This window comes from Methylomonas sp. BW4-1 (assembly GCF_052474385.1).
Window position 1 is genome coordinate 2,588,616 of record NZ_CP184125.1, and the last position, 18,098, is coordinate 2,606,713.

Consider the following 18,098-nt stretch of genomic DNA (forward strand, 5'->3'; position numbering starts at 1 on the left):
CATGAATCGTTTCGCATCCCGTCAACACCCATCAGGGGCTACGGCCAAACACTTGCAAGCCTGCCGGCGGCGTATCGGCGCACTCTTGCTGATACCTTTGCTGGTCAGTTGCGGACAATATCTCGACACCAGCCCCGACCGCAAACTGGTCAAGCGCGTGGAAGAACGCCTGAAACCTGATGAGGGTTTACCGCTACCGGCCATTTCGCAACTGCCGCCGCAAACTGTCGAGCAGGCCTTGCCCAAGTTTAAGGAAGGCCGGCCCAAGTCAACAACTATCCTGCCCCCTCCCAGTGCGACGAAGCCGGAATTACCCAAGGTACCGCCGGAAGCGAGCAAGCAATTGTCCATCGCTGCGGTGCGCAGTATGGCTTTGGAAAATAACCTGGATTTAAAAATCGCCCAGGCCGATCCGAAAATCGCCGCCACTGCAGTCAGCGAAGAGCAAGCCAAGTTCGATGATTTAATCTTCGCCAAAGCCAAATACGGGAAGAAAAACACCCCGGCGCAAAATCTGGATGTCGTCAGCTTTACGCCGGTGGACCCCACTTCGCCGCTGAAAAACGAAATCGACAAACTCACCGCCGTGCCGCAGGAAACCGAGGTGCTGGATATGGAAGCCGGGATCGTGATTCCACTGCGTACCGGCGCGAAAATTACCGTCAGTTCACCGTTCGACGGCAAACGGCAGTTTCGCGGTGTCGCTTCGGACCAGTATCAAAATGCGCTGCGGTTTTCCATCAGCCAGCCCTTACTGCGCGATGCCGGGATTGCCAATAACGTCGCCGGCATCCGCATCGCCCGTTACGAACAACAAGCCGTCGACGTGAAAACCCGCTTACAGGCAATTCGCGTGTTGGCGATGGTTGAGCGCGCGTATTGGAGCCTGTATGTGGCTTGGGGTGAACTGGACGTGCGCCGCCAGCAATACGAAAACGCCTCCAATAATCTGAGCATGGTCAGGAAGCGCGTGGCGGAAGGCTTGACAGCCAACGTGGAAATCAACCGGGCCGAAATCGGCGTGGCCGAGCGGCTGGAGTCTTTGATCATCGCCGAAACCAGCTTAAAAACCCGGCAGCGTCAGCTCAAATTATTATTGAACGCACCCGGCCTGGATCTGGATTCGCAAACGCTGCTGATTCCCGAGACCTCGCCGACCCTGCTGGAATTTAATCTGGACCGCGAACAACTGGCGCAACGCGCGCTGGACGGCCGCTTAGAATTGCTGGAACTGGAGTTGAAGCTGGCCGCTGACTTGACCAAAATCGACTACCTCAGCAATCAAACCCTGCCAATGTTCATGCTGGATTACAACTACGCCGCACTGGGCCGCGACACGTCGTCCTACGGTGGCGCTTTTGATCAGACCTTGAGCGGCAATTATTCGGATTGGTCGGTGGGCGTACGCATGGAAATCCCACTCAGCAATGAACTGCGCCGCGCGCGTCTGGATCGAGCCGTGCAAGAACGCATGCAACGTCTAACTACGCAACAACTCAGGGAATTGAGCGTACGCCGGGAAATCTACGACTCGCTGGATCAAATGAGCCAGAACTGGCAGCGCATTTTAGCCACCCGGCAGAACGTGGTACTGGCCGGTTTGAATTACGACGCCGAACTCAAACAATTTAAAGAGGGCTTGCGGACGATGACCGAGGTACTGGAAACCCTGACCCGGCTCGGTGAAGCGCAATTACGCGAAGTGCGCGCCATCGGCGATTATCAAGTGTCGATGATAGACTTAGCGTTTGCTACCGGCACTTTACTGGGGCATAGTCGGGTGGATTTGGGCCTGAGCGCGAGCGCTCAGTAAGCACGGTAGTGGGTGAATGTAAGCGATAAAAGCCGCGCGTTTATCGCTTACCGGTCTGATGTTGGAAAACGACGGTTAGTGATGGCAACCTGAACCGTGGATATGGCCGTGAGCCACTTCGTCGGCTGTGGCCGGTCTGACATCCATGACTTCCACGTCAAACGTCAAATCTTCACCGGCCAATGGATGGTTGCCGTCGATGGTAATATCGTCGCCGTCGATCTCCACGATGGTAATGATGCCCGGACCATGGCTGACATCGGCGTGAAACTGCATACCGATTTCAATATCCATCCCGTCGAACATTTTCTTGGAAACGACTTGAATCATTTCTTCGGAGACTTCGCCGTAGGCTTGATCGGCGGCGATGGTGACGTTGAATTTATCACCGGCTTGTTTGCCGTTTAAAGCGGCTTCCAGACCCGCAATGATGTTGCCCGCGCCATGCAAATACAACAAGGGCTCTTCGCCTCTGGAACTGTCCAGCTGCTCCCCGTCTTGGTTGGTTAAGGTATAATGGATGGAAACAGCCGTTTTGTCTGTGATTTGCATATGCATCTTCGCTGGATGAAAAAAGCCGACATCATATAACCTTTTCCCCGAAAAAACATGTCACGCTGGCGACCGCCCCGCCCCAAATCTTCACCGTACATCACCGCCGAAGGCTATCGCAGCCTGGAAACCGAGTTGAAACAGCTCTGGGAACGGCGCAAGCACGTGACCATCGCCTTGTCCGCCGCCGCTGCAGAAGGTGATCGTTCCGAGAACGCGGAATACATCTACCGCAAAAAAGAACTACGAGAAATCGACCGGCGTATTCATTATCTGCAAAAGCGCTTGCCGTCGTTGACTGTCGTGTCCGAGAAGCCGAGCAATCGCGATCAGGTATTTTTCGGTGCCTGGGTGACGTTAGAAACGATGGACGGAGAGGAAATCACCTACCGCATCGTCGGTGCCGACGAAATCGATACTACGGGTGGTTTGATCAGCCTGGACTCGCCTTTAGCAAAAGCCTTATTGAAGAAGATGCTGGACGACGAAGTGACAATCCGCCATGCCGAGCAGGAAACGCGGTATTACATTACCGCTATACGTTATTGAGATGAGTACGCAAGCCGCCTTTACCCGGTTCAAGTGGTTCGTAATCATTATGCTGCTGACCGTTGTCGAAATCGGCCCCTTTCCGCTGATGGGTTTGACGCTGCTGTATGTTATCGCGTTCCGCCCACGCTGGTTCAAGGCATTGGTCGATCAGATCTATTCATGAGCTGCGCGCAATACCTGTTTGTCTACGGTACGCTGCGCAGAAACCCGGACGATCAAACTCAACACCCATTTCTAGACGATTGCGATTACATAGGCCCTGCGTTTATGCACGGCGATTTGTATGAAATCGATAATTATCCAGGCGCCGTAACCCGCGGCACAACGCAGATCAAAGGCGAACTGTACTTACTTGGCACCCCCGAACACACACTGTCTGTATTGGATATTTACGAAGAATGCGCCACGCATTTTCCGCAGCCGCATGAATACATCCGCCGCCAACTTTTAGTAAACCTGCCCGACGGACAAAGCGTTTGCGCTTGGACCTACCTATACAACCGTCCGACGACCGGTTTGCAGCGGATCTTAAGCGGCGACTATCTTCATCATCTCAAGGACAAAACATGATCAGCATTATCCAGCGCGTGACTCAAGCCAAAGTCACGGTCAACTGCAACGACATCGGCGTGATCGGCACCGGCATTATGGCGCTGGTGGCTGTCGAGAAAGCCGACACCCCCAAGCAAGCGGACCGCTTGCTGGAGCGGATTTTGAATTACCGCATCTTTGCGGACGCGGACGACAAAATGAATCTGAGTCTGCGCGATATTCAAGGCGGCCTGCTGCTGGTACCGCAATTTACCTTGGCGGCCAACACCGATACCGGCAACCGGCCCAGTTTTGCCTCGGCCGCGCCGCCGGCAATGGGCCGGGAATTATTCGCGTATTTGCAAAAGCGCGCGCTGGAGATTTACCCAAGCAGCCAGTTCGGCGAATTCGGCGCCGACATGAAAGTAGCGTTGATCAACGACGGCCCGGTGACTTTTACCTTACGTTGTCTGGAAAAGTAATTTTGCATACCGTTTGGATTCGGGAATCACTGCCTGTCCGACCACCCAGTCGAATTACCAACCCGCCCTTAAATATTATCGCTCCCGCAAAGGCGCAAGCTCAGCCGCTAGAGTGGATTCGCCGTAAAATTTAACGGCTCCCGCCTTCGCGGGCGTGACAAACCCAAGGAAATTGAGAAACGGCTTGGCAATGACTGTCAAAGGCGCACTCGCCAATAAATTATTCTGTGTTAAATAACACAATTTTATTTGCCTAACGTGCACCTTACCCCTACAATTGCGCCTCCTTTATCACCCACAGAGAAATACTTATGAAAATTCAACATTTGCTAATCGCCTTAACCTTGCCGGCTTTGCTGACCCTGACAGGCTGCGAATCCGCAAAACCGGTCGAAGCAACTGCTGAGCCTGCGGTCGTGACACCTGTAACCGCTGCACCGGCTGAAACTGCTGTCCCCGCGCCAGCGGCGGCACCCGCCATGTCTCCGGAACATTGTGCTAAACATAAAGCCGATGCCGTAGCACATAACTGCGTCGAGCATTGCGCCAAACACAAAGGTAAAAAAGGCAAAGCTTGCCTGAAACATTGTGCCGACAAAGCTGCAGCCGAACACGATTGCGCGAAACATTGCGCCGATCACCCAGGTGCTAAGGATAAAGTCTGCGCCCAACATTGCGCGCAAGATGCCCATGCCAGCGCCCACCAATGCGGTGCCGAGCATTGTGCCCATCACGAAGCCGCCGCTGCCGCCAATTGCAGCAGCCACCATTGTGCCCATCATCAAGGCGGCGCAGCCCATGATTGCAGTGCGGATCATTGCAAAAAGCACGGCGGCGACATGGCCGATTGCTGCGGCTCCGCGCATAAATGCGATAAATAATCTGTAACCTCAGATCCGATTGGGCCTCACTGCGGTCACTTCATCACCCGCAGTGAGGGCCCGATCAAACCAGTCCAGCCCGCCCGAAAAGCCCCCTACCGCCCTTCTTCACTCGGCTAGATCCAGCCTCTTAACTCTCTCCCATTTATTCTGTAGCCGACCAGCGCATCTTTTAGATTGCCGAATCGTTTACATCTGCGCTAAATTCTCAATCTGTGCCACGCCAGGCGGCCGGACATTTTTATTCAGCAACAGAGGAACTTATGGCCGAATCCAATCAAAATCCCGCTATCGCTGCAGCGATCATTGGTGTCATCGGTTCGATCAGCGTCGCTATCATCTCTAACTGGGATAAATTGACTGGACAACAAAAGACCGCCGAATCGCCGCCGACTCAGCAAACCGTGACGGCAATTTCTCCGCCGATTGCCCCCGCAAAACCGGCAGTAGTGGAGCCTGCGCCAGTCATCAACATCAGCGGCGACTGGTATAACCCCGCCGCACCGACCGCAGGCGGCACCCACATCAACCAACTGAGCGACAGTTTTGAATTCCAGGGCTGGGGGATGTTGGCGCAAGGCGTGGGCTATACATCAAAAGGCAGCGGTAATCTGATCGGGCAAACCCTGACTTACGATTACACCGCGCAGTACCAAAACGGCTGGGTTTCGAAGGGCAATTGCACCGGCACGGTAACGCCGAACGGCGCGAAGATTACCGCAACCTGCACCGATACCATCATGGGTACCTACGTGTCGGCAGGCGTGCGGCAATAAGACGGGACAAGGGGCAGACCACCATCCCAGGGGAATGGCGGTCTACTCTTGAACTAAAACATCTAGCGAATGGCCAACAGTGCTCTTAATACATCAACGCGGCTAATCATGCCGACAAACTGATCGTTTTGAAAAACCGGGAAACTCCTGGTCGGCGATTCCTGAAATTTGCTGGCGACATCCACCAGACTGGCATCGGCACTGACAAATTGCGGGTCTTTGCTCATGAACTCGCCTACTTTTCCAGCCATGCTTTGGTTGTAAGCGGATTCGACAAACACCTTCATGCCGTCTTTTTCGGAAAATATCCCCACTAACTTACCGTGTTGGTCCACAACCGGCACGCTGGTTACTTTGTGGTCCAGCAAAATCTTAACAGCCTGAGAAATTTCGGTATCGGGGGTAACGGTAACGATTTTGGTCGACATGTAATCGACTACAGCTATTTTGGCTAGCATGGTGTACCTCCTGTTATTATTTTTTATTCTACGCTTGGACAGCCTCGGGACCGACCGGTTCGGCGGCCAGCTGACTTCTGTCCTATGCGATTATTATAAAAATTCCCCACACTAGCTAGCTTTATTATTCCAAAGCAGCAGCCACCGAAATACCGGTTGATTTCGGCGTCGGCCACCCATTCCGGGCTAACGGGTTAACGCTGCCCTCCACCCACCAACTCCTTGTAACGGCCATATTCAGTAATGTAAGAATTTTCTGCCAGACCGTTGAGATTTGCGTTCCCGGCCGTGCGGATACGACGACATTCAACGGCGGGCTTTGTAAGTTGCAAAATGCCTATGCAACTCGCGTATCAGTCTAAACTTGTGAAACCGCACATTGACGTTTCTGCTGAAAATGGATACCGCTTATGCTTGATCGCCATAGTAATCAGTCCGCACCCCAGGATTTTTCCTTACGCAAACTGTTGACCGTACTGACCGCCTCGGTGGCTTTATTGCTGATAGTCGGCAATATGTTTGTGTGGCTTAGCCACGGCAAACTGGAAACAGCGGAAGCCGAAAAACAGCGTCTGACAAACGCGACGCTGGCATTTAAAAATGTTCGCTATCACGTCGTACAAATCCAGCAATTTCTCACCGATGCATCAGCGGTAGGCGAAGACGATTACAGCGACGCCTTGGCGGAAAAAAATGCCGCTCACGCGGAACTGACGAGTTTACTGGTGATGATGCCGGACATGAACCCGGCGATTAAGGACGCCGATAACGCCGTGACAGAGCTTTATGCCACCGGCGAACGCATGGCTAACGCCTATTTTCAGCAAGGCCGTGAAGCCGGCAACCTGATCATGAAAGCGCCGGAAAATGGCTTCGACGCGGCTTCGGAAATTCTGGCCGACAAACTCAATCAGCTTGCCGGCAGCGTGGAACAGCAAGCCAACGCCGCCTCACAGCAGCAAAATCAGATGCAAAGCCAGATGTTTACGGTCAGCGCCACGGTTGCCGGTCTGGCTTTGCTTTTGATAGTCACCGCCAATATCTGGCTGACGCGAAAATTATTTAGCGTGTTGGGCGGCGAACCCAGCTATGCGTCAAAAATTGCCGGTAGCATCGCCAAGGGCCAATTAGACATCAAAGTCGCCACTGAGAAAAACGATACCAACAGCCTATTGGCGACCATGAAGCTCATGGGCCAGGAACTGACCAGCCATATGCGCGAGATCAATGCGGTTAGCAAGCAAATCGGCCAGTCTTCCTACCAAATATCCAATATTTCCGGCGGTATTTCCAATGCCAACCGCTCGGAACAAGCCAGATCATCCGAGGTAAAAACCGCTACCGAACAATTACGTAGCACCACCGAAGAAGTCGAACGCTTTTCCGTTGAGATTCGCCACCGCACCCAGCAAACGCAAAACACGGCACATAAAGGCATTGTCGCCGTTAACGAAAATCTTGATGAAATGCGCAGGGTTGTGAAGGAAGTGGAAAACGCGGAAGCTAAAACCGTGGCGCTGCGCCAAGCTAATCGGCAAATTCAGGATATTACCACCACCATCCGCAACATCACCGAGCAAACCAATCTACTGGCCTTAAACGCGGCCATCGAAGCCGCCAGAGCCGGCGAATACGGCAGAGGTTTTGCGGTGGTAGCCGATGAAGTGCGGAAACTAGCGCAAAACGCTTCCGGCGCTACCGCCGAAATTGCCAGCATTATTGGCGAATTAACCAAAATCATCGAAGAAAATACTCTGGCGATGGGCTCCATCATCCAGACCACCAAACAGGGCATGGAAAAAGCCGAAACCACCAGTGTAGTCATCAACGAGATTGTAGGTCAGATAGCAGAAAATGCGGGTACGGCGCAGCAAATATCCCAGGTGTCCAAATATCAACTGGAAAACGTCAACCAATTGCAGACCCGGGTATCAGCTTTATTCGACGCGCTGGGGCAGAACGAATCCAAAGTGCACATCACCCGGACCATCAGCGACGACCTTTACGTGGTGACCGAAAAAATGCGCACTATGCTGGAACACTTTAGCTTCGATGCGCAGTGGACGGCGACTCCCGCCGCCAACGAGAACCGCAAATTTCCGCGCAGCAGCCAATACTTGCTGGCCCATGTCGAAATCGCCGACTTGGTTCTCGACGGCGTCACTGCTGATTTCAGCATGTCCGGTGCCTGTTTGCGTCTGCCTGTGGAACTGCCCTGCCCGCTAAACAGCTCGATTGCTATTCAATTGCGTATTCCTTATGACAATATTCAGCAATATGAATCGCAACTACCGCTTGAACTGATGTGTAGCATCGTGTGGCACAAGCGTGTCGACGGCGAGCACCACTACGGGGTTAAATTCAACGAGTTCATGCCGCCGGAAACCGCGCAGAGCTTAAAAGCCTGTTTTGCCTTTTTCAATCACTCCGCAACCTATTAACCACGGCTTGGAAATACTTAGCGCAAAAATTCAATCGAATTCGTTGCAGCATGGACATTTCCAATCCACATCCGCTGGCCGCGTCGGATGCACGTGATTCAGCAGTTTTTTCGAGCCGCCGAAATCATGATAGTTTTGGCAGACTTTTTCGAATGCGGCCTTGGGCGATGCGGCATAGCTAAACTTAAATTTGGGATACCTGCCGACATGTTGCTTCAAGCGGGCGTTTAGGTCGGTTTCCGAACGGCCGACGTATTTGACGACAAACTTATTGGTTTTTTGATTAATAATGCCCAAGGCATAATTACCTTCAGCGCTTTCGGTGATTAACTCGTTGATTTTGGCATTGCTCAAATCGTAAGCCCCTTGCATGTCAAGTGAAGCCATAGTTCCTCCAGTAGCGTCTCGCTATTCTTATAATCAAGTCGTAGGTCTGGCAAATATGCCTGATGACAGGATAATACTCTTATCTGGCCCAAGTATTACTTTAAATATTGCAAGTTCAGTCCGACGCCTTTGTAAGGCGCTGCCGATCAGACAGAACATAGCGCTTGGGATTAGTGAATTTTACAGGTGCCCACACCAGGAGCCGGGATGCATCACTTGATATTTTCGCGGGGTTTGATCAGTGTGGTGAGTTGGCTGCTGGCCTTTCCAGCGCACGGCACCGAATGGCAAGTCGGCCCGCGGCGCGCGCTTAAACTGCCCAGCGCTGCTGCAAGTCTGGCCAAAGACGGCGATATCATCAGCATTGATGCCGGGCTATATCAGGGCGACGTAGCCAGTTGGCCGCAGCAGCGTCTGACCATCCGCGGCCTGGCGGGTGGCGCCCACCTGGATGCGCTTGGCAATTCAGCGGAAGGCAAAGCGATTTGGGTGCTAAAAGGCAACGACACGGTCGTTGAGAATATCGAACTTTCCGGGGCCACCGCGCCGGCGCTGAACGGTGCCGGCATCCGCTTTGAAGGTACTCATCTGACGCTGAGAAACTGCCATTTTCATCACAACCAAATGGGCATCTTGACCGGCGTTAACCCTGACAGCGACATCTTGATCGAAAACTCGGAGTTTAACGACAATACCGTCGATTATCCGCGCTACGGTAAACTTGGCCATAACATCTACATTGGCAATATCCGCCGTTTTACCCTGCAAAATTCTTATGTGCACGATGCCAGCACCGGCCATAACGTCAAATCGCGGGCCCGGGAAAATTATGTTCTTTACAATCGCATCACCGACGAGCGTGACGGTTCTAGCTATTTGGTGGATTTACCGGATGGCGGTGCCGGCTACTTGATTGGCAATCTGTTTCATCAAGGTACCAACACCGAAAATGCCGCAATGCTGGCGTTTGCCGCCGAACACAACCAAACCCAGCCGAATCAACAGCTATATCTGGTGAACAACACTTTCGTCAACGATTACCCCGGCGGCTCGTTTCTGCATAATCACAGTATTGCCACGGCGATGTTAATCAACAATCTGTTGATAGGCGAAGCCACCGCAATCATTGGCCCCAACCAGGAAAACCACGACCTCAAGACCACGGCCAACGTGTTACGTGATCCGGCAAATTACGATTACCGCCTGAAACCCGATGCGCCGGCAATCGATCAAGGCGTCGCCCCCGGATTCGCCGCCCACGGGATGCTACTGAATCCGCAACTTGTTTACCGTCACCCGCGCGGCAGCGATAAACGCGGGCAACATGGGCCGCTTGATGTGGGTGCCTACGAATATATCGCCCAACAACCCGATTAAACCTTAGCCGAACAGAGCCAAGGCCTTTTTCAACGTAGACCACACGCCCCAACTCAGCGGGATCAGCACATAAAGCCAGAAGACCGCCAACAGCCAGGGACTGGAAGATTTACTTGATTCGAAGTTATTCATAAAAAGTGCCCCGTCTTACTTAATGTTCGGCTTCGTCAGCCGGATAAATACCGTCCAGCTCGTCGAAATCGCCGTGTTTCATATGATGTTTCTCATGCACCGGCCGGATCGATAGATTAGCAATAAAGCCCACTACCAAGAGTCCGGCCATGATGTACATGGTCACGTTGTAGGCATCGGCCTTAGCCACGCCCTGGCCTATTTGATATTCGCGGATGTAATTCACCAATACCGGCCCCAAGACGCCGGCGGTTGACCAGGCGGTCAGCAGCCGGCCATGGATGCCGCCGACAAAACGGGTGCCGAAAATGTCCGCCAGATAAGCAGGAATCGTCGAAAACCCGCCGCCATACATGCTCATGATCAAAGCGTACAACAACACGAACAGCGCCATGTTGCCGGCCATGCCCATGCTTGGAATGGTCGCGTACAAACATGCCCCAACGACGAAGAAAATAAAATAAGTATTTTTACGGCCGAGATAATCCGAAGCAGAGGACCAGAAAAACCGCCCACCCATATTGAACAAACTCAACAAACCGACGAACCCGGCCGCCGAGGCCGGGGTTACCGAGCCTTTAAACATCTCCTGTATCATCACCGAAGCTTGCCCCAGCACACCAATGCCGGCCGTCACATTCAAGCACAACACCAGCCACAGCAAATAAAATTGCGGTGTTTTTAAAGCTTGGTCGATATGTACATGCTTATCGGTGATCATTTTGTTTTGCACCAGCGGCGGCGTCCAGCCCGCGGGTTGCCAATCAGGCGGCGGGATGCGGATAGTCAAGGCGCCTATCATCATCGAACAAAAATACAGGCCTCCCATCACCAAAAATGTTTGCACCACGCCAACCGATTCCGCCGATTTGAACTGGTCCATCAGCAACACCGACAAGGGCGCGCCTATCATCGCTCCGCCGCCGAAACCCATGATAGCCATACCGGTCGCCATACCGCGGCGATCCGGAAACCATTTGATCAACGTAGATACCGGCGACACATAGCCCAAACCCAAACCGATACCGCCAATCACCCCGTAACCCAGATAAATCAGCCAAATTTCATGCAGGTGCACGCCCAGTGCGGAGATTAAAAAACCACCGCCAAAACAGCAAGCCGCGACGAACATCGTCAACCTTGGTCCGACTTTTTCCAGCCATTTACCGCCGAACGCCGCCGATAACCCTAAAAACACTATCGCCAGACTGAAGATCCAGCCCAGCGTCGTCAGCTTCCAATCCTCCGGCGCGGAGGTACCGATGCCTATGACCCGAGTCAATGGATCGTTGAATACACTGAACGCATAGGCTTGGCCGATGCACAGATGCACCGATAAAGCGGCCGGCGGCACCAACCAACGGCTATAGCCGGGCTGCGCGACGCTATGTTGTTTGGAAAAAAATCCCGACATACTTGATCCATTGTTTAACTAAATTTTCGATAGTGGCGTTTTACCGTAGCGCCGGCCCATGCGGCATTTTAGCATTGCCGGCCGGCAGGCTTTAAGTCCAATATCCGCGGACCTAAACCAGTACCAAGCCGGCGAAACAAGCCATATACCGCGAAACCGTCCATTTATCTAACATAGATTAATTAAAAAACTCAGCCCTTATGCCCTGCAACACCCGCCGTGTTGGGACTTCCGTTCCCGGCACACTAATTGCTGCCACCCAAAAGCCTTCTAACTTCTAAATACCTGATAAAAACAATGAAAAAAACCAAGTTACAGGATTTTCCAGTTGCCCAAACCGGCCAAATAGCAGGCGTCGCCGCCTTGCTGTTTTCGCTGCACGGCATCGCACACGCCGCCGAGTCATCGCCGACCGAGGATCTAAAAACCAGCGAGACAACCAGCAAAACCAAAATCGCCAAAACCTCCAACCAAAGCCAAACCAGCGACACCGCCACTACGCTGGATACAGTCACCGTAGCGGGAACGGCTCCCTTTAATCCACCCAACCAAAAACCGCAACTGGATACCGAAGCCGCTACCGGCAACCGCCTGGGCCTGACACCTCGCGAAACGCCGGCATCGATCACGATTATTGATAGGGCGACCTTCGAAAAGCGCGGCGCGCAGACTACGCAGGAAGCCTTGGAAAAAGCCCCAGGCATACTCGTATCGTCGCAACCCGGCTCGGCGGGCTCGGTTTCGATGCGGGGTTTCACCGGTTCGCAAATCACGCAGCTGTTCAACGGCATCACCGTGCAATATGATGTCGTGGCCGCCCGCCCCATCGACAGTTGGCTCACTGATCGCGTCGAAGTCTTGGGTGGACCGTCTACATTTTTATACGGCCAAGGCGCAGTAGGCGGCTCGGTCAACTATGTCAGCAAAATCGCCCACCGCGGCCCGGACGAACATCACGGCTTAGTTTCGCTGGGTGAATACTTAAATCGCCGAGCTTCCTACGGTTTCAACGGCCAACTGGGTAATACCGATAATTGGCTGCAAGCCGACATCAGCTATTTGGGTTCCGAAGGCTATATCGACCACACGGAAGCCGATTCCGGCGTGATGTCGTTTTCCTTGTTAAGCGACATTACGTCCAAACTGTCGCACACCATCGCCTTCGAGCATCAGATGGAAGACCGCGATTCTTACTGGGGCACGCTGGTGCTGAATCCGGTCGTCAACGGTAGAATAGTCCCCTGGGGTACCGCCGGTTTAGGGCCCACCGAAGGCCAAATAGACCCCGGCACCCGCTTTAAAAACTATAACGCCAGTGGTTCGGTATTTGATCAGCAGGTGTTTTGGTTACGCGACATTGTCGACTATCAACTGTCCGATAACACCCAATTCAAAAACACCTTTTACTATTACAAAGCGGATCGCCAGTATTTAAACGTAGAAGGTTACGACTGGAACAGCACTAATACGCTGATTACCCGCAATAAATCGTTTGCGGTAAATCACGATCAGGCTTTGGTCGGCAACCGATTCGAAATCGTGCATAGCAGTAATTGGTTCAGCCTGCCTTCGAAAATTTCGGCCGGGGTCGACATTGCCTACAACAAGCAAACCCGCGCACCCAGCATGGAAAGCTCGACAGGCACCGTCAGTATCGTTAACCCATACAATTTCAGCACCGGCACCTACTACGACAACCCACTTGCCACCGGGCCAATCTCCAACGCCCGCAACGAACTCTACACCGTCGCCGGCTATGCCGAAAACCGCCTGACCCTGGTCCCCGATCTAAATTTGATCACGGGCGTGCGGGTGGACGACATTCGCCTGGATTCGAAAAACTTGCGTACTTCCTTCGTACCACCGACCGCCACCAACCCCGCCGCCTTCGGCCGGCGCTGGACCGCAGTGACCTGGCGGGCGGCATTGATGTACGACATTACCTCCACCTTTAACGTTTATGCCCAATACAGCACCGCAGCCGATCCGCCGTCCGGCATTTTGACCACCGGCACCTTCGCCGCGCTGCAAGACTTCGATCTCACCACCGGCCGGCAAGCGGAGGTAGGTACCAAATTCGATTTTTGGGAGGGCAAAGGCTCGGCAACCTTGGCGGGTTATTACATCGAACGGAAAAATCTATCGATAACCGATCCGACGGACCGAAATCGGCAGTTACCGATTGGCGCACAATCCTCTGGCGGTGTAGAGGCCAATATCGGGGTACAACTCACCGACGAATGGAGCGTGCAAGGCAACATGGCCTACGTCGATGCCCAGTACGACAAATTCCTGGAAACCGTCGGTACCAGCACGGTGTCAAGAAAAGGCAATCGGCCGGCCAATGTCGCCAAATGGGTGGCTAATGCCTGGCTGACCTGGGATTTCGATGCCGATTGGCAATGGAATTTCGGCTCGCGCTACGTCGGCGACCGTTTCGTCGATACCGCCAACTTGATCAAAACCCCGGCTTATGCGGTATTCGATACCCAACTGTCCTGGAAATTTAATCCAAAAGCCACGGTCACCGCGCGGGTTAAAAACCTGTCCGACGAACAATACGTCGAATGGGGTAGCGGCGGTAACGCCCCGTTATTTTTCGTCGCCGCACCGCGTACCTTCATGATGGAATTGAAAGTAGACTTTTAATGCTCAACGGGCTCAAGCGCAATCTATATCTGGTTCACCGTTGGCTGGGTATAGCCTTGTGCTGTTTCATGGCCATGTGGTTCGTATCCGGCGTCGTGATGATGTATGTCGGCTACCCCAAACTGACACCACAGGAAAAGCTGAGCGCCTTGCCTGGCTTGGCGGCTGAGCGCTGCCGCATCAACCTTGCACAAGCACTCGCAGCTAGTGCTCAAGCCAAAAGTCCCGATAGCGTGCGCTTGACCAGCGTGGCCGGCGCGCCGCGTTATGTATTTGCTTACGGCAAAACCCAAATCGCCGTGGATGCCGAAACCGGGAACCGTGTCGATCAGGTGACGCCGGCCCAGGCTTTGGCGTCAGCAGACAGCTTTCTGGCGACGGCTGACGGCTATTATCTGGATCGCATCGACGAAGACGCCTGGACGCATTCCAAAGCGCTGGACGAACATCGGCCGCTGCACCGCGTGCAAATGGCCGACGAGCAAGCCACGCTGCTTTATACTGCTCTTAAAATAAGTTAAGTCATATTCATGGGATAATATCCCCATGAAATGTAAACGAGATTCAGACGGCCGAGAAATTGATCACCATACTCTGCAAGTGATGCGGCAGCAGGCGGTCAAAGCGGTGAAAAATGGGCAGACTGTGGCGAGCGTGGCGGCAGCGATGGGCGTCAACATTCGCACGGTGTTTCGTTGGTTGTCCGACTTTGCAACGGGCGGTCAAAATGCGCTGCTGGCCAAAAAGATTACCGGACGCCCACCGCTGGTGACGCCCGACGAAATGCGCTGGATCGCCGAGACCGTGCGGGACAAAACCCCCTGGCAAATGAAGTTGGAATTTGGCTTGTGGACCTTGTCGCTAATCGGGGAAGTCATCTATCGCCAGTTTGGCAAACGCCTGACCGCGCCGAGTGTGGGACGAATCATGCGCTTGCTGGGGTTTACCCCGCAAAAGCCCTTGTATCGGGCTTGGCAGCAGGACCCGGTCTTGGTGGAAAAGTGGCAGGCCGACGAGTTTCCAGCATTGCAGGCTGAGGCGAAACGCACGGGGGCGGTGATTTATTTTGCCGATGAAGCCGGCGTGCGTTCTGACTTTCATGCCGGTACTACTTGGGCGCCGGTCGGTCGGACGCCGACCGTGAAGACCACTGGGCGACGATACGGTTTGAATCTGATCTCTGCGGTCAGCGCACGAGGCGATTTTCGCTTCATGGTGCAAGAAGGCAACGTCACCGCCGAGGTGTTTATCGAATTCCTGAAACGTCTGCTACGCGGTGCCGAACAGCCGATTATCTTGGTCGTCGACGGCCATCCGATTCACAAGGCTAAGAGCGTTAAAACGTTTGTGGAGCAACAGCAAGGCCGGTTGCAGTTGGTTTTTCTGCCACCGTACGCGCCACAACTCAATCCGGATGAACAGGTTTGGGGCTATATCAAACCGCGCGTCGCCAAGCAGATGCCGGAAAATAAAATCGAATTAAAGAAACTCGTTCAATCGGCCATGCATCGCTTACAGAAACTCCCGGATGTCGTGAAATCTTTTTTCAGACACCCAGAATGTCAATATGCTGGCGAGTGACAATACTTTCTTTATGAGCAGTATTTCCAACACTACCGGCGAAGTGGTACGCGATGCCAATCGCCGTGAACGCATCTGGAACTGGCTGGGGGCTTGGATTCATTGGCTATATCCGTTTCGCGGCGGTGCTTTGGATCGTTACGCGGCGGACATTGTCATTTACACCGCGCTGGCCGGTTCGATATTAAGTTTGCTTGGTCTAATCGTCGGCATACTGCGCTGGCGTTTTCAGGGCCGTTACAAACATGGCACAAAAACCCCATACCGCGAGGCCTGGATGCGGTGGCATCACCTACTGGGATTGGGTTTTGGCGTAATCGCCTTCACTTGGATACTCAGCGGTTTATTTTCGATGAATCCGTGGAAAATATTCGACTCCACGGCCGCCAAACCCAAGCTCCAGACCTACATGGGCGGAGACATTTCGCCGCAGTATTTCCCCTTGCCCGCAGCGGAAGCCTTGGCGCGTTTTCAAAATACCGGGTTTCAGCCGCGGGAAATCGAATGGCGCGTACTGAACGGCCAAGGTTTTTACATTGCTTTTGATGGTCAGGGCCACAGCCGTATCCAGACGGCACAGACTGATAGCCGGGTTTTCGAGACATTCGAGTGGCCTGCCCTGCAAACTGCAGCCGAACGGCTCATGGCTCCGAATAAAATTGCCAGGCAAAGCGTGTTAAACGAATACGACTTTTACTACTACAGCCGCGCCGCGCATACCATGACCGGGCACATCGACAAACGTTTGCCTATCCTGCGTTTGGAATTTGCCGACGCCGACAGCACCTGGCTGCATCTCGACCCCTACACCGGTCACTTCAGCAAACTCGATGCCGGTAGGCGCGTCAGCCGCTGGCTATTTGCCTTTTTACACAGTTGGGACTGGCTGCCTTTACTGAACAATCGGCCTGTCTGGGATATTGTGTTGATAGTATTCAGCACCGGCGGCTTGTTGATTAGCGCAAGCGGCATCGTCATCGGCTGGCGGCGTGCGAAGCGCAAGCTGGCTATTCATTAAGCCAACCCACGAACACCGATGCTTCCAAGCAGGCGGGAGCCACCCATCCCTTATCAGCGCTCCCCAAGCCTGATCGGCTTAGTCGATAACCGTTAGAAAACGTCAGCCAAAACGCTTATTCTGTCGGCACGTTTAACCTCGCCGGGTAGTCCCCTTCTACCAAAACGCCAAAATGCTACGGATACTAAAACCATGAACGACTCAAGAACCCGCTTGGACAGAATCAATACCCGGATTAGAAACAACCCGCTGCTGTCATTGTTGATTGCAGTCAGCACGCTGGTTATTGGCCTTTCGACGTTTACCAACGCCACCCGGAATCTAATAGATCTGTTAAGCGGCGCAGAACAGCGGCCGGCAATCAACGGATTATGGCAAGCCCAAGTCAGCTATGACTGGCCGAACGCTAATTATCAAGAGCGATTCGATTTCGCCGGTAGCGATACGCAGCTATATGGCAGCGCTACATTTACCGGCAGCCCAAACGGCATTTTAGAAGGCGAGATCGCCGGAGGCATCTTGCGTTTTATCACCAAAACCCCGGAATCGCTGGGATCAGGTCCCACACAACAGGCTATCCATCGGTATCAAGGCAAAATGGCCGGCGATGAAATTAAATTTGTGATGCAAACTGAAGGCGGTTATTCGACGCACGTGCCTGTTGAGTTTACCGCGAAGAGAACCGGCAATCCGGCGCTTCAGCCGTCAGCTAACTGATATTTGCGCAGAACAGCAAAGTGACAGGCTTCGCGCCGCTGCCCCTGGCGGCATTTCCAAGTAGACAGCACGATCCGGTGTTTGCGATCTAAAAATATGATCTGAGTTGATTGGCTCGCTCGCAAATTGAATGATTTGGCGAAATGCCACCATAACAGTTATGCGCTTTTTCAAGCCATACAGATTTCATTTCACTAAATCTGTACTTAAAAATTAGGCAATAAACTGAATCTGTTTGGCTTTTTCCTAGCTTAGTAAAGTATTCACCGTCGACCAGGCAACGCTGGCGGCCAGAAATACGTCCCTGTATCCATCCCGCCGATACAGGGCATTTTTT

19 protein-coding genes are annotated in these 18,098 nt (G+C 53.3%); 14 read left to right on the plus strand and 5 right to left on the minus strand.

Annotation, left to right across the window (positions count from 1 at the left end):
- Window position 1 precedes the first annotated feature (1 nt).
- Window positions 2-1,813, plus strand: coding sequence for a TolC family protein (locus ACH5Y9_RS11975; RefSeq protein ID WP_445369784.1), 1,812 nt, complete (start codon window positions 2-4; stop codon window positions 1,811-1,813).
- 75 nt (window positions 1,814-1,888) lie between these two features.
- Here ACH5Y9_RS11975 and ACH5Y9_RS11980 read toward each other — a convergent pair whose 3' ends face one another.
- Window positions 1,889-2,365: an FKBP-type peptidyl-prolyl cis-trans isomerase gene (locus tag ACH5Y9_RS11980; protein WP_445369785.1), complete on the minus strand. Its 477-nt coding sequence runs from the start codon at window positions 2,363-2,365 to the stop codon at window positions 1,889-1,891.
- A gap of 57 nt (window positions 2,366-2,422) precedes the next feature.
- Between ACH5Y9_RS11980 and greB the strand changes: the two genes are divergently transcribed.
- The 6 genes from greB (at window position 2,423) to ACH5Y9_RS12010 (ending at window position 5,587) form a co-directional block, all read left to right on the plus strand.
- Window positions 2,423-2,914, plus strand: a complete 492-nt coding sequence (greB, locus tag ACH5Y9_RS11985; protein ID WP_415878591.1) for a transcription elongation factor GreB — start codon at window positions 2,423-2,425, stop codon at window positions 2,912-2,914.
- A 1-nt stretch (window position 2,915) separates the two neighbouring features.
- Window positions 2,916-3,080, plus strand: a complete 165-nt coding sequence (locus tag ACH5Y9_RS11990; protein ID WP_205453983.1) for a hypothetical protein — start codon at window positions 2,916-2,918, stop codon at window positions 3,078-3,080.
- Entirely contained in the window at window positions 3,077-3,487 is a 411-nt protein-coding gene (locus tag ACH5Y9_RS11995; protein ID WP_033156672.1) for a gamma-glutamylcyclotransferase family protein, read from the plus strand. The genes ACH5Y9_RS11990 and ACH5Y9_RS11995 overlap by 4 nt, the downstream gene beginning before the upstream one ends.
- Window positions 3,484-3,930 carry a D-aminoacyl-tRNA deacylase gene (dtd, locus tag ACH5Y9_RS12000; protein ID WP_033156673.1) on the plus strand — a complete coding sequence of 149 codons (447 nt, stop codon included), beginning with the start codon at window positions 3,484-3,486 and terminating at the stop codon, window positions 3,928-3,930. The genes ACH5Y9_RS11995 and dtd overlap by 4 nt, the downstream gene beginning before the upstream one ends.
- A 311-nt stretch (window positions 3,931-4,241) precedes the next feature.
- Window positions 4,242-4,811, plus strand: a complete 570-nt coding sequence (locus tag ACH5Y9_RS12005) for a hypothetical protein (protein ID WP_445369786.1) — start codon at window positions 4,242-4,244, stop codon at window positions 4,809-4,811.
- A gap of 263 nt (window positions 4,812-5,074) precedes the next feature.
- A complete protein-coding gene (locus ACH5Y9_RS12010; protein WP_445369787.1) occupies window positions 5,075-5,587 on the plus strand; it encodes a hypothetical protein in 513 nt (170 codons plus the stop codon).
- 62 nt (window positions 5,588-5,649) lie between these two features.
- Here the strand turns inward: ACH5Y9_RS12010 and ACH5Y9_RS12015 are convergent, their stop codons facing one another.
- Window positions 5,650-6,045, minus strand: coding sequence for a CBS domain-containing protein (locus ACH5Y9_RS12015; protein WP_033156676.1), 396 nt, complete (start codon window positions 6,043-6,045; stop codon window positions 5,650-5,652).
- Window positions 6,046-6,455: 410 nt separating this feature from the next.
- Here ACH5Y9_RS12015 and ACH5Y9_RS12020 point away from each other — a divergent pair, with 410 nt between their 5' ends.
- Complete coding sequence (locus ACH5Y9_RS12020) at window positions 6,456-8,486, plus strand: methyl-accepting chemotaxis protein (RefSeq protein ID WP_445369788.1); 2,031 nt, start codon at window positions 6,456-6,458, stop codon at window positions 8,484-8,486.
- Window positions 8,487-8,516: 30 nt separating this feature from the next.
- Here ACH5Y9_RS12020 and ACH5Y9_RS12025 read toward each other — a convergent pair whose 3' ends face one another.
- Entirely contained in the window at window positions 8,517-8,873 is a 357-nt protein-coding gene (locus tag ACH5Y9_RS12025) for a hypothetical protein (RefSeq protein ID WP_101051892.1), read from the minus strand.
- 207 nt (window positions 8,874-9,080) lie between these two features.
- Here ACH5Y9_RS12025 and ACH5Y9_RS12030 point away from each other — a divergent pair, with 207 nt between their 5' ends.
- Window positions 9,081-10,250 carry a right-handed parallel beta-helix repeat-containing protein gene (locus ACH5Y9_RS12030; protein ID WP_445369789.1) on the plus strand — a complete coding sequence of 390 codons (1,170 nt, stop codon included), beginning with the start codon at window positions 9,081-9,083 and terminating at the stop codon, window positions 10,248-10,250.
- A gap of 3 nt (window positions 10,251-10,253) precedes the next feature.
- Here the strand turns inward: ACH5Y9_RS12030 and ACH5Y9_RS12035 are convergent, their stop codons facing one another.
- Window positions 10,254-10,382 carry an MFS transporter small subunit gene (locus ACH5Y9_RS12035; protein ID WP_445369790.1) on the minus strand — a complete coding sequence of 43 codons (129 nt, stop codon included), beginning with the start codon at window positions 10,380-10,382 and terminating at the stop codon, window positions 10,254-10,256.
- A 19-nt stretch (window positions 10,383-10,401) separates the two neighbouring features.
- Window positions 10,402-11,796 (minus strand): L-lactate MFS transporter, encoded by a 1,395-nt coding sequence (locus ACH5Y9_RS12040; RefSeq protein WP_445369791.1) that lies wholly within the window; start codon window positions 11,794-11,796, stop codon window positions 10,402-10,404.
- Window positions 11,797-12,093: 297 nt separating this feature from the next.
- Between ACH5Y9_RS12040 and ACH5Y9_RS12045 the strand changes: the two genes are divergently transcribed.
- From ACH5Y9_RS12045 to ACH5Y9_RS12065, 5 genes are all read left to right on the plus strand, one after another.
- Entirely contained in the window at window positions 12,094-14,445 is a 2,352-nt protein-coding gene (locus ACH5Y9_RS12045) for a TonB-dependent receptor (protein WP_445369792.1), read from the plus strand.
- Window positions 14,445-14,966, plus strand: a complete 522-nt coding sequence (locus tag ACH5Y9_RS12050) for a hypothetical protein (protein ID WP_445369793.1) — start codon at window positions 14,445-14,447, stop codon at window positions 14,964-14,966. Before ACH5Y9_RS12045 ends, ACH5Y9_RS12050 begins: the two co-directional genes overlap by 1 nt.
- A gap of 25 nt (window positions 14,967-14,991) precedes the next feature.
- The gene (locus ACH5Y9_RS12055) at window positions 14,992-16,026 is read left to right on the plus strand and encodes an IS630 family transposase (protein WP_445366854.1); all 1,035 of its coding nucleotides are present in this window, start codon (window positions 14,992-14,994) and stop codon (window positions 16,024-16,026) included.
- A complete protein-coding gene (locus ACH5Y9_RS12060) occupies window positions 16,013-17,044 on the plus strand; it encodes a hypothetical protein (protein WP_445369794.1) in 1,032 nt (343 codons plus the stop codon). Before ACH5Y9_RS12055 ends, ACH5Y9_RS12060 begins: the two co-directional genes overlap by 14 nt.
- 192 nt (window positions 17,045-17,236) lie before the next feature.
- Window positions 17,237-17,761, plus strand: coding sequence for a hypothetical protein (locus ACH5Y9_RS12065; RefSeq protein ID WP_445369795.1), 525 nt, complete (start codon window positions 17,237-17,239; stop codon window positions 17,759-17,761).
- Window positions 17,762-18,098 lie beyond the last annotated feature (337 nt).

Excerpts from the sequence above, each read along its gene's own strand:
- ACH5Y9_RS11975 (WP_445369784.1), top strand. The coding sequence starts at position 2 with ATGAATCGTTTCGCATCCCGTCAACACCCATCAGGGGCTACGGCCAAA.
- ACH5Y9_RS11980 (WP_445369785.1), bottom strand. The coding sequence starts at position 2,365 with ATGCAAATCACAGACAAAACGGCTGTTTCCATCCATTATACCTTAACC.
- greB (WP_415878591.1), top strand. The coding sequence starts at position 2,423 with ATGTCACGCTGGCGACCGCCCCGCCCCAAATCTTCACCGTACATCACC.
- ACH5Y9_RS11990 (WP_205453983.1), top strand. The coding sequence starts at position 2,916 with ATGAGTACGCAAGCCGCCTTTACCCGGTTCAAGTGGTTCGTAATCATT.
- ACH5Y9_RS11995 (WP_033156672.1), top strand. The coding sequence starts at position 3,077 with ATGAGCTGCGCGCAATACCTGTTTGTCTACGGTACGCTGCGCAGAAAC.
- dtd (WP_033156673.1), top strand. The coding sequence starts at position 3,484 with ATGATCAGCATTATCCAGCGCGTGACTCAAGCCAAAGTCACGGTCAAC.
- ACH5Y9_RS12005 (WP_445369786.1), top strand. The coding sequence starts at position 4,242 with ATGAAAATTCAACATTTGCTAATCGCCTTAACCTTGCCGGCTTTGCTG.
- ACH5Y9_RS12010 (WP_445369787.1), top strand. The coding sequence starts at position 5,075 with ATGGCCGAATCCAATCAAAATCCCGCTATCGCTGCAGCGATCATTGGT.
- ACH5Y9_RS12015 (WP_033156676.1), bottom strand. The coding sequence starts at position 6,045 with ATGCTAGCCAAAATAGCTGTAGTCGATTACATGTCGACCAAAATCGTT.
- ACH5Y9_RS12020 (WP_445369788.1), top strand. The coding sequence starts at position 6,456 with ATGCTTGATCGCCATAGTAATCAGTCCGCACCCCAGGATTTTTCCTTA.
- ACH5Y9_RS12025 (WP_101051892.1), bottom strand. The coding sequence starts at position 8,873 with ATGGCTTCACTTGACATGCAAGGGGCTTACGATTTGAGCAATGCCAAA.
- ACH5Y9_RS12030 (WP_445369789.1), top strand. The coding sequence starts at position 9,081 with ATGCATCACTTGATATTTTCGCGGGGTTTGATCAGTGTGGTGAGTTGG.
- ACH5Y9_RS12035 (WP_445369790.1), bottom strand. The coding sequence starts at position 10,382 with ATGAATAACTTCGAATCAAGTAAATCTTCCAGTCCCTGGCTGTTGGCG.
- ACH5Y9_RS12040 (WP_445369791.1), bottom strand. The coding sequence starts at position 11,796 with ATGTCGGGATTTTTTTCCAAACAACATAGCGTCGCGCAGCCCGGCTAT.
- ACH5Y9_RS12045 (WP_445369792.1), top strand. The coding sequence starts at position 12,094 with ATGAAAAAAACCAAGTTACAGGATTTTCCAGTTGCCCAAACCGGCCAA.
- ACH5Y9_RS12050 (WP_445369793.1), top strand. The coding sequence starts at position 14,445 with ATGCTCAACGGGCTCAAGCGCAATCTATATCTGGTTCACCGTTGGCTG.
- ACH5Y9_RS12055 (WP_445366854.1), top strand. The coding sequence starts at position 14,992 with ATGAAATGTAAACGAGATTCAGACGGCCGAGAAATTGATCACCATACT.
- ACH5Y9_RS12060 (WP_445369794.1), top strand. The coding sequence starts at position 16,013 with ATGCTGGCGAGTGACAATACTTTCTTTATGAGCAGTATTTCCAACACT.
- ACH5Y9_RS12065 (WP_445369795.1), top strand. The coding sequence starts at position 17,237 with ATGAACGACTCAAGAACCCGCTTGGACAGAATCAATACCCGGATTAGA.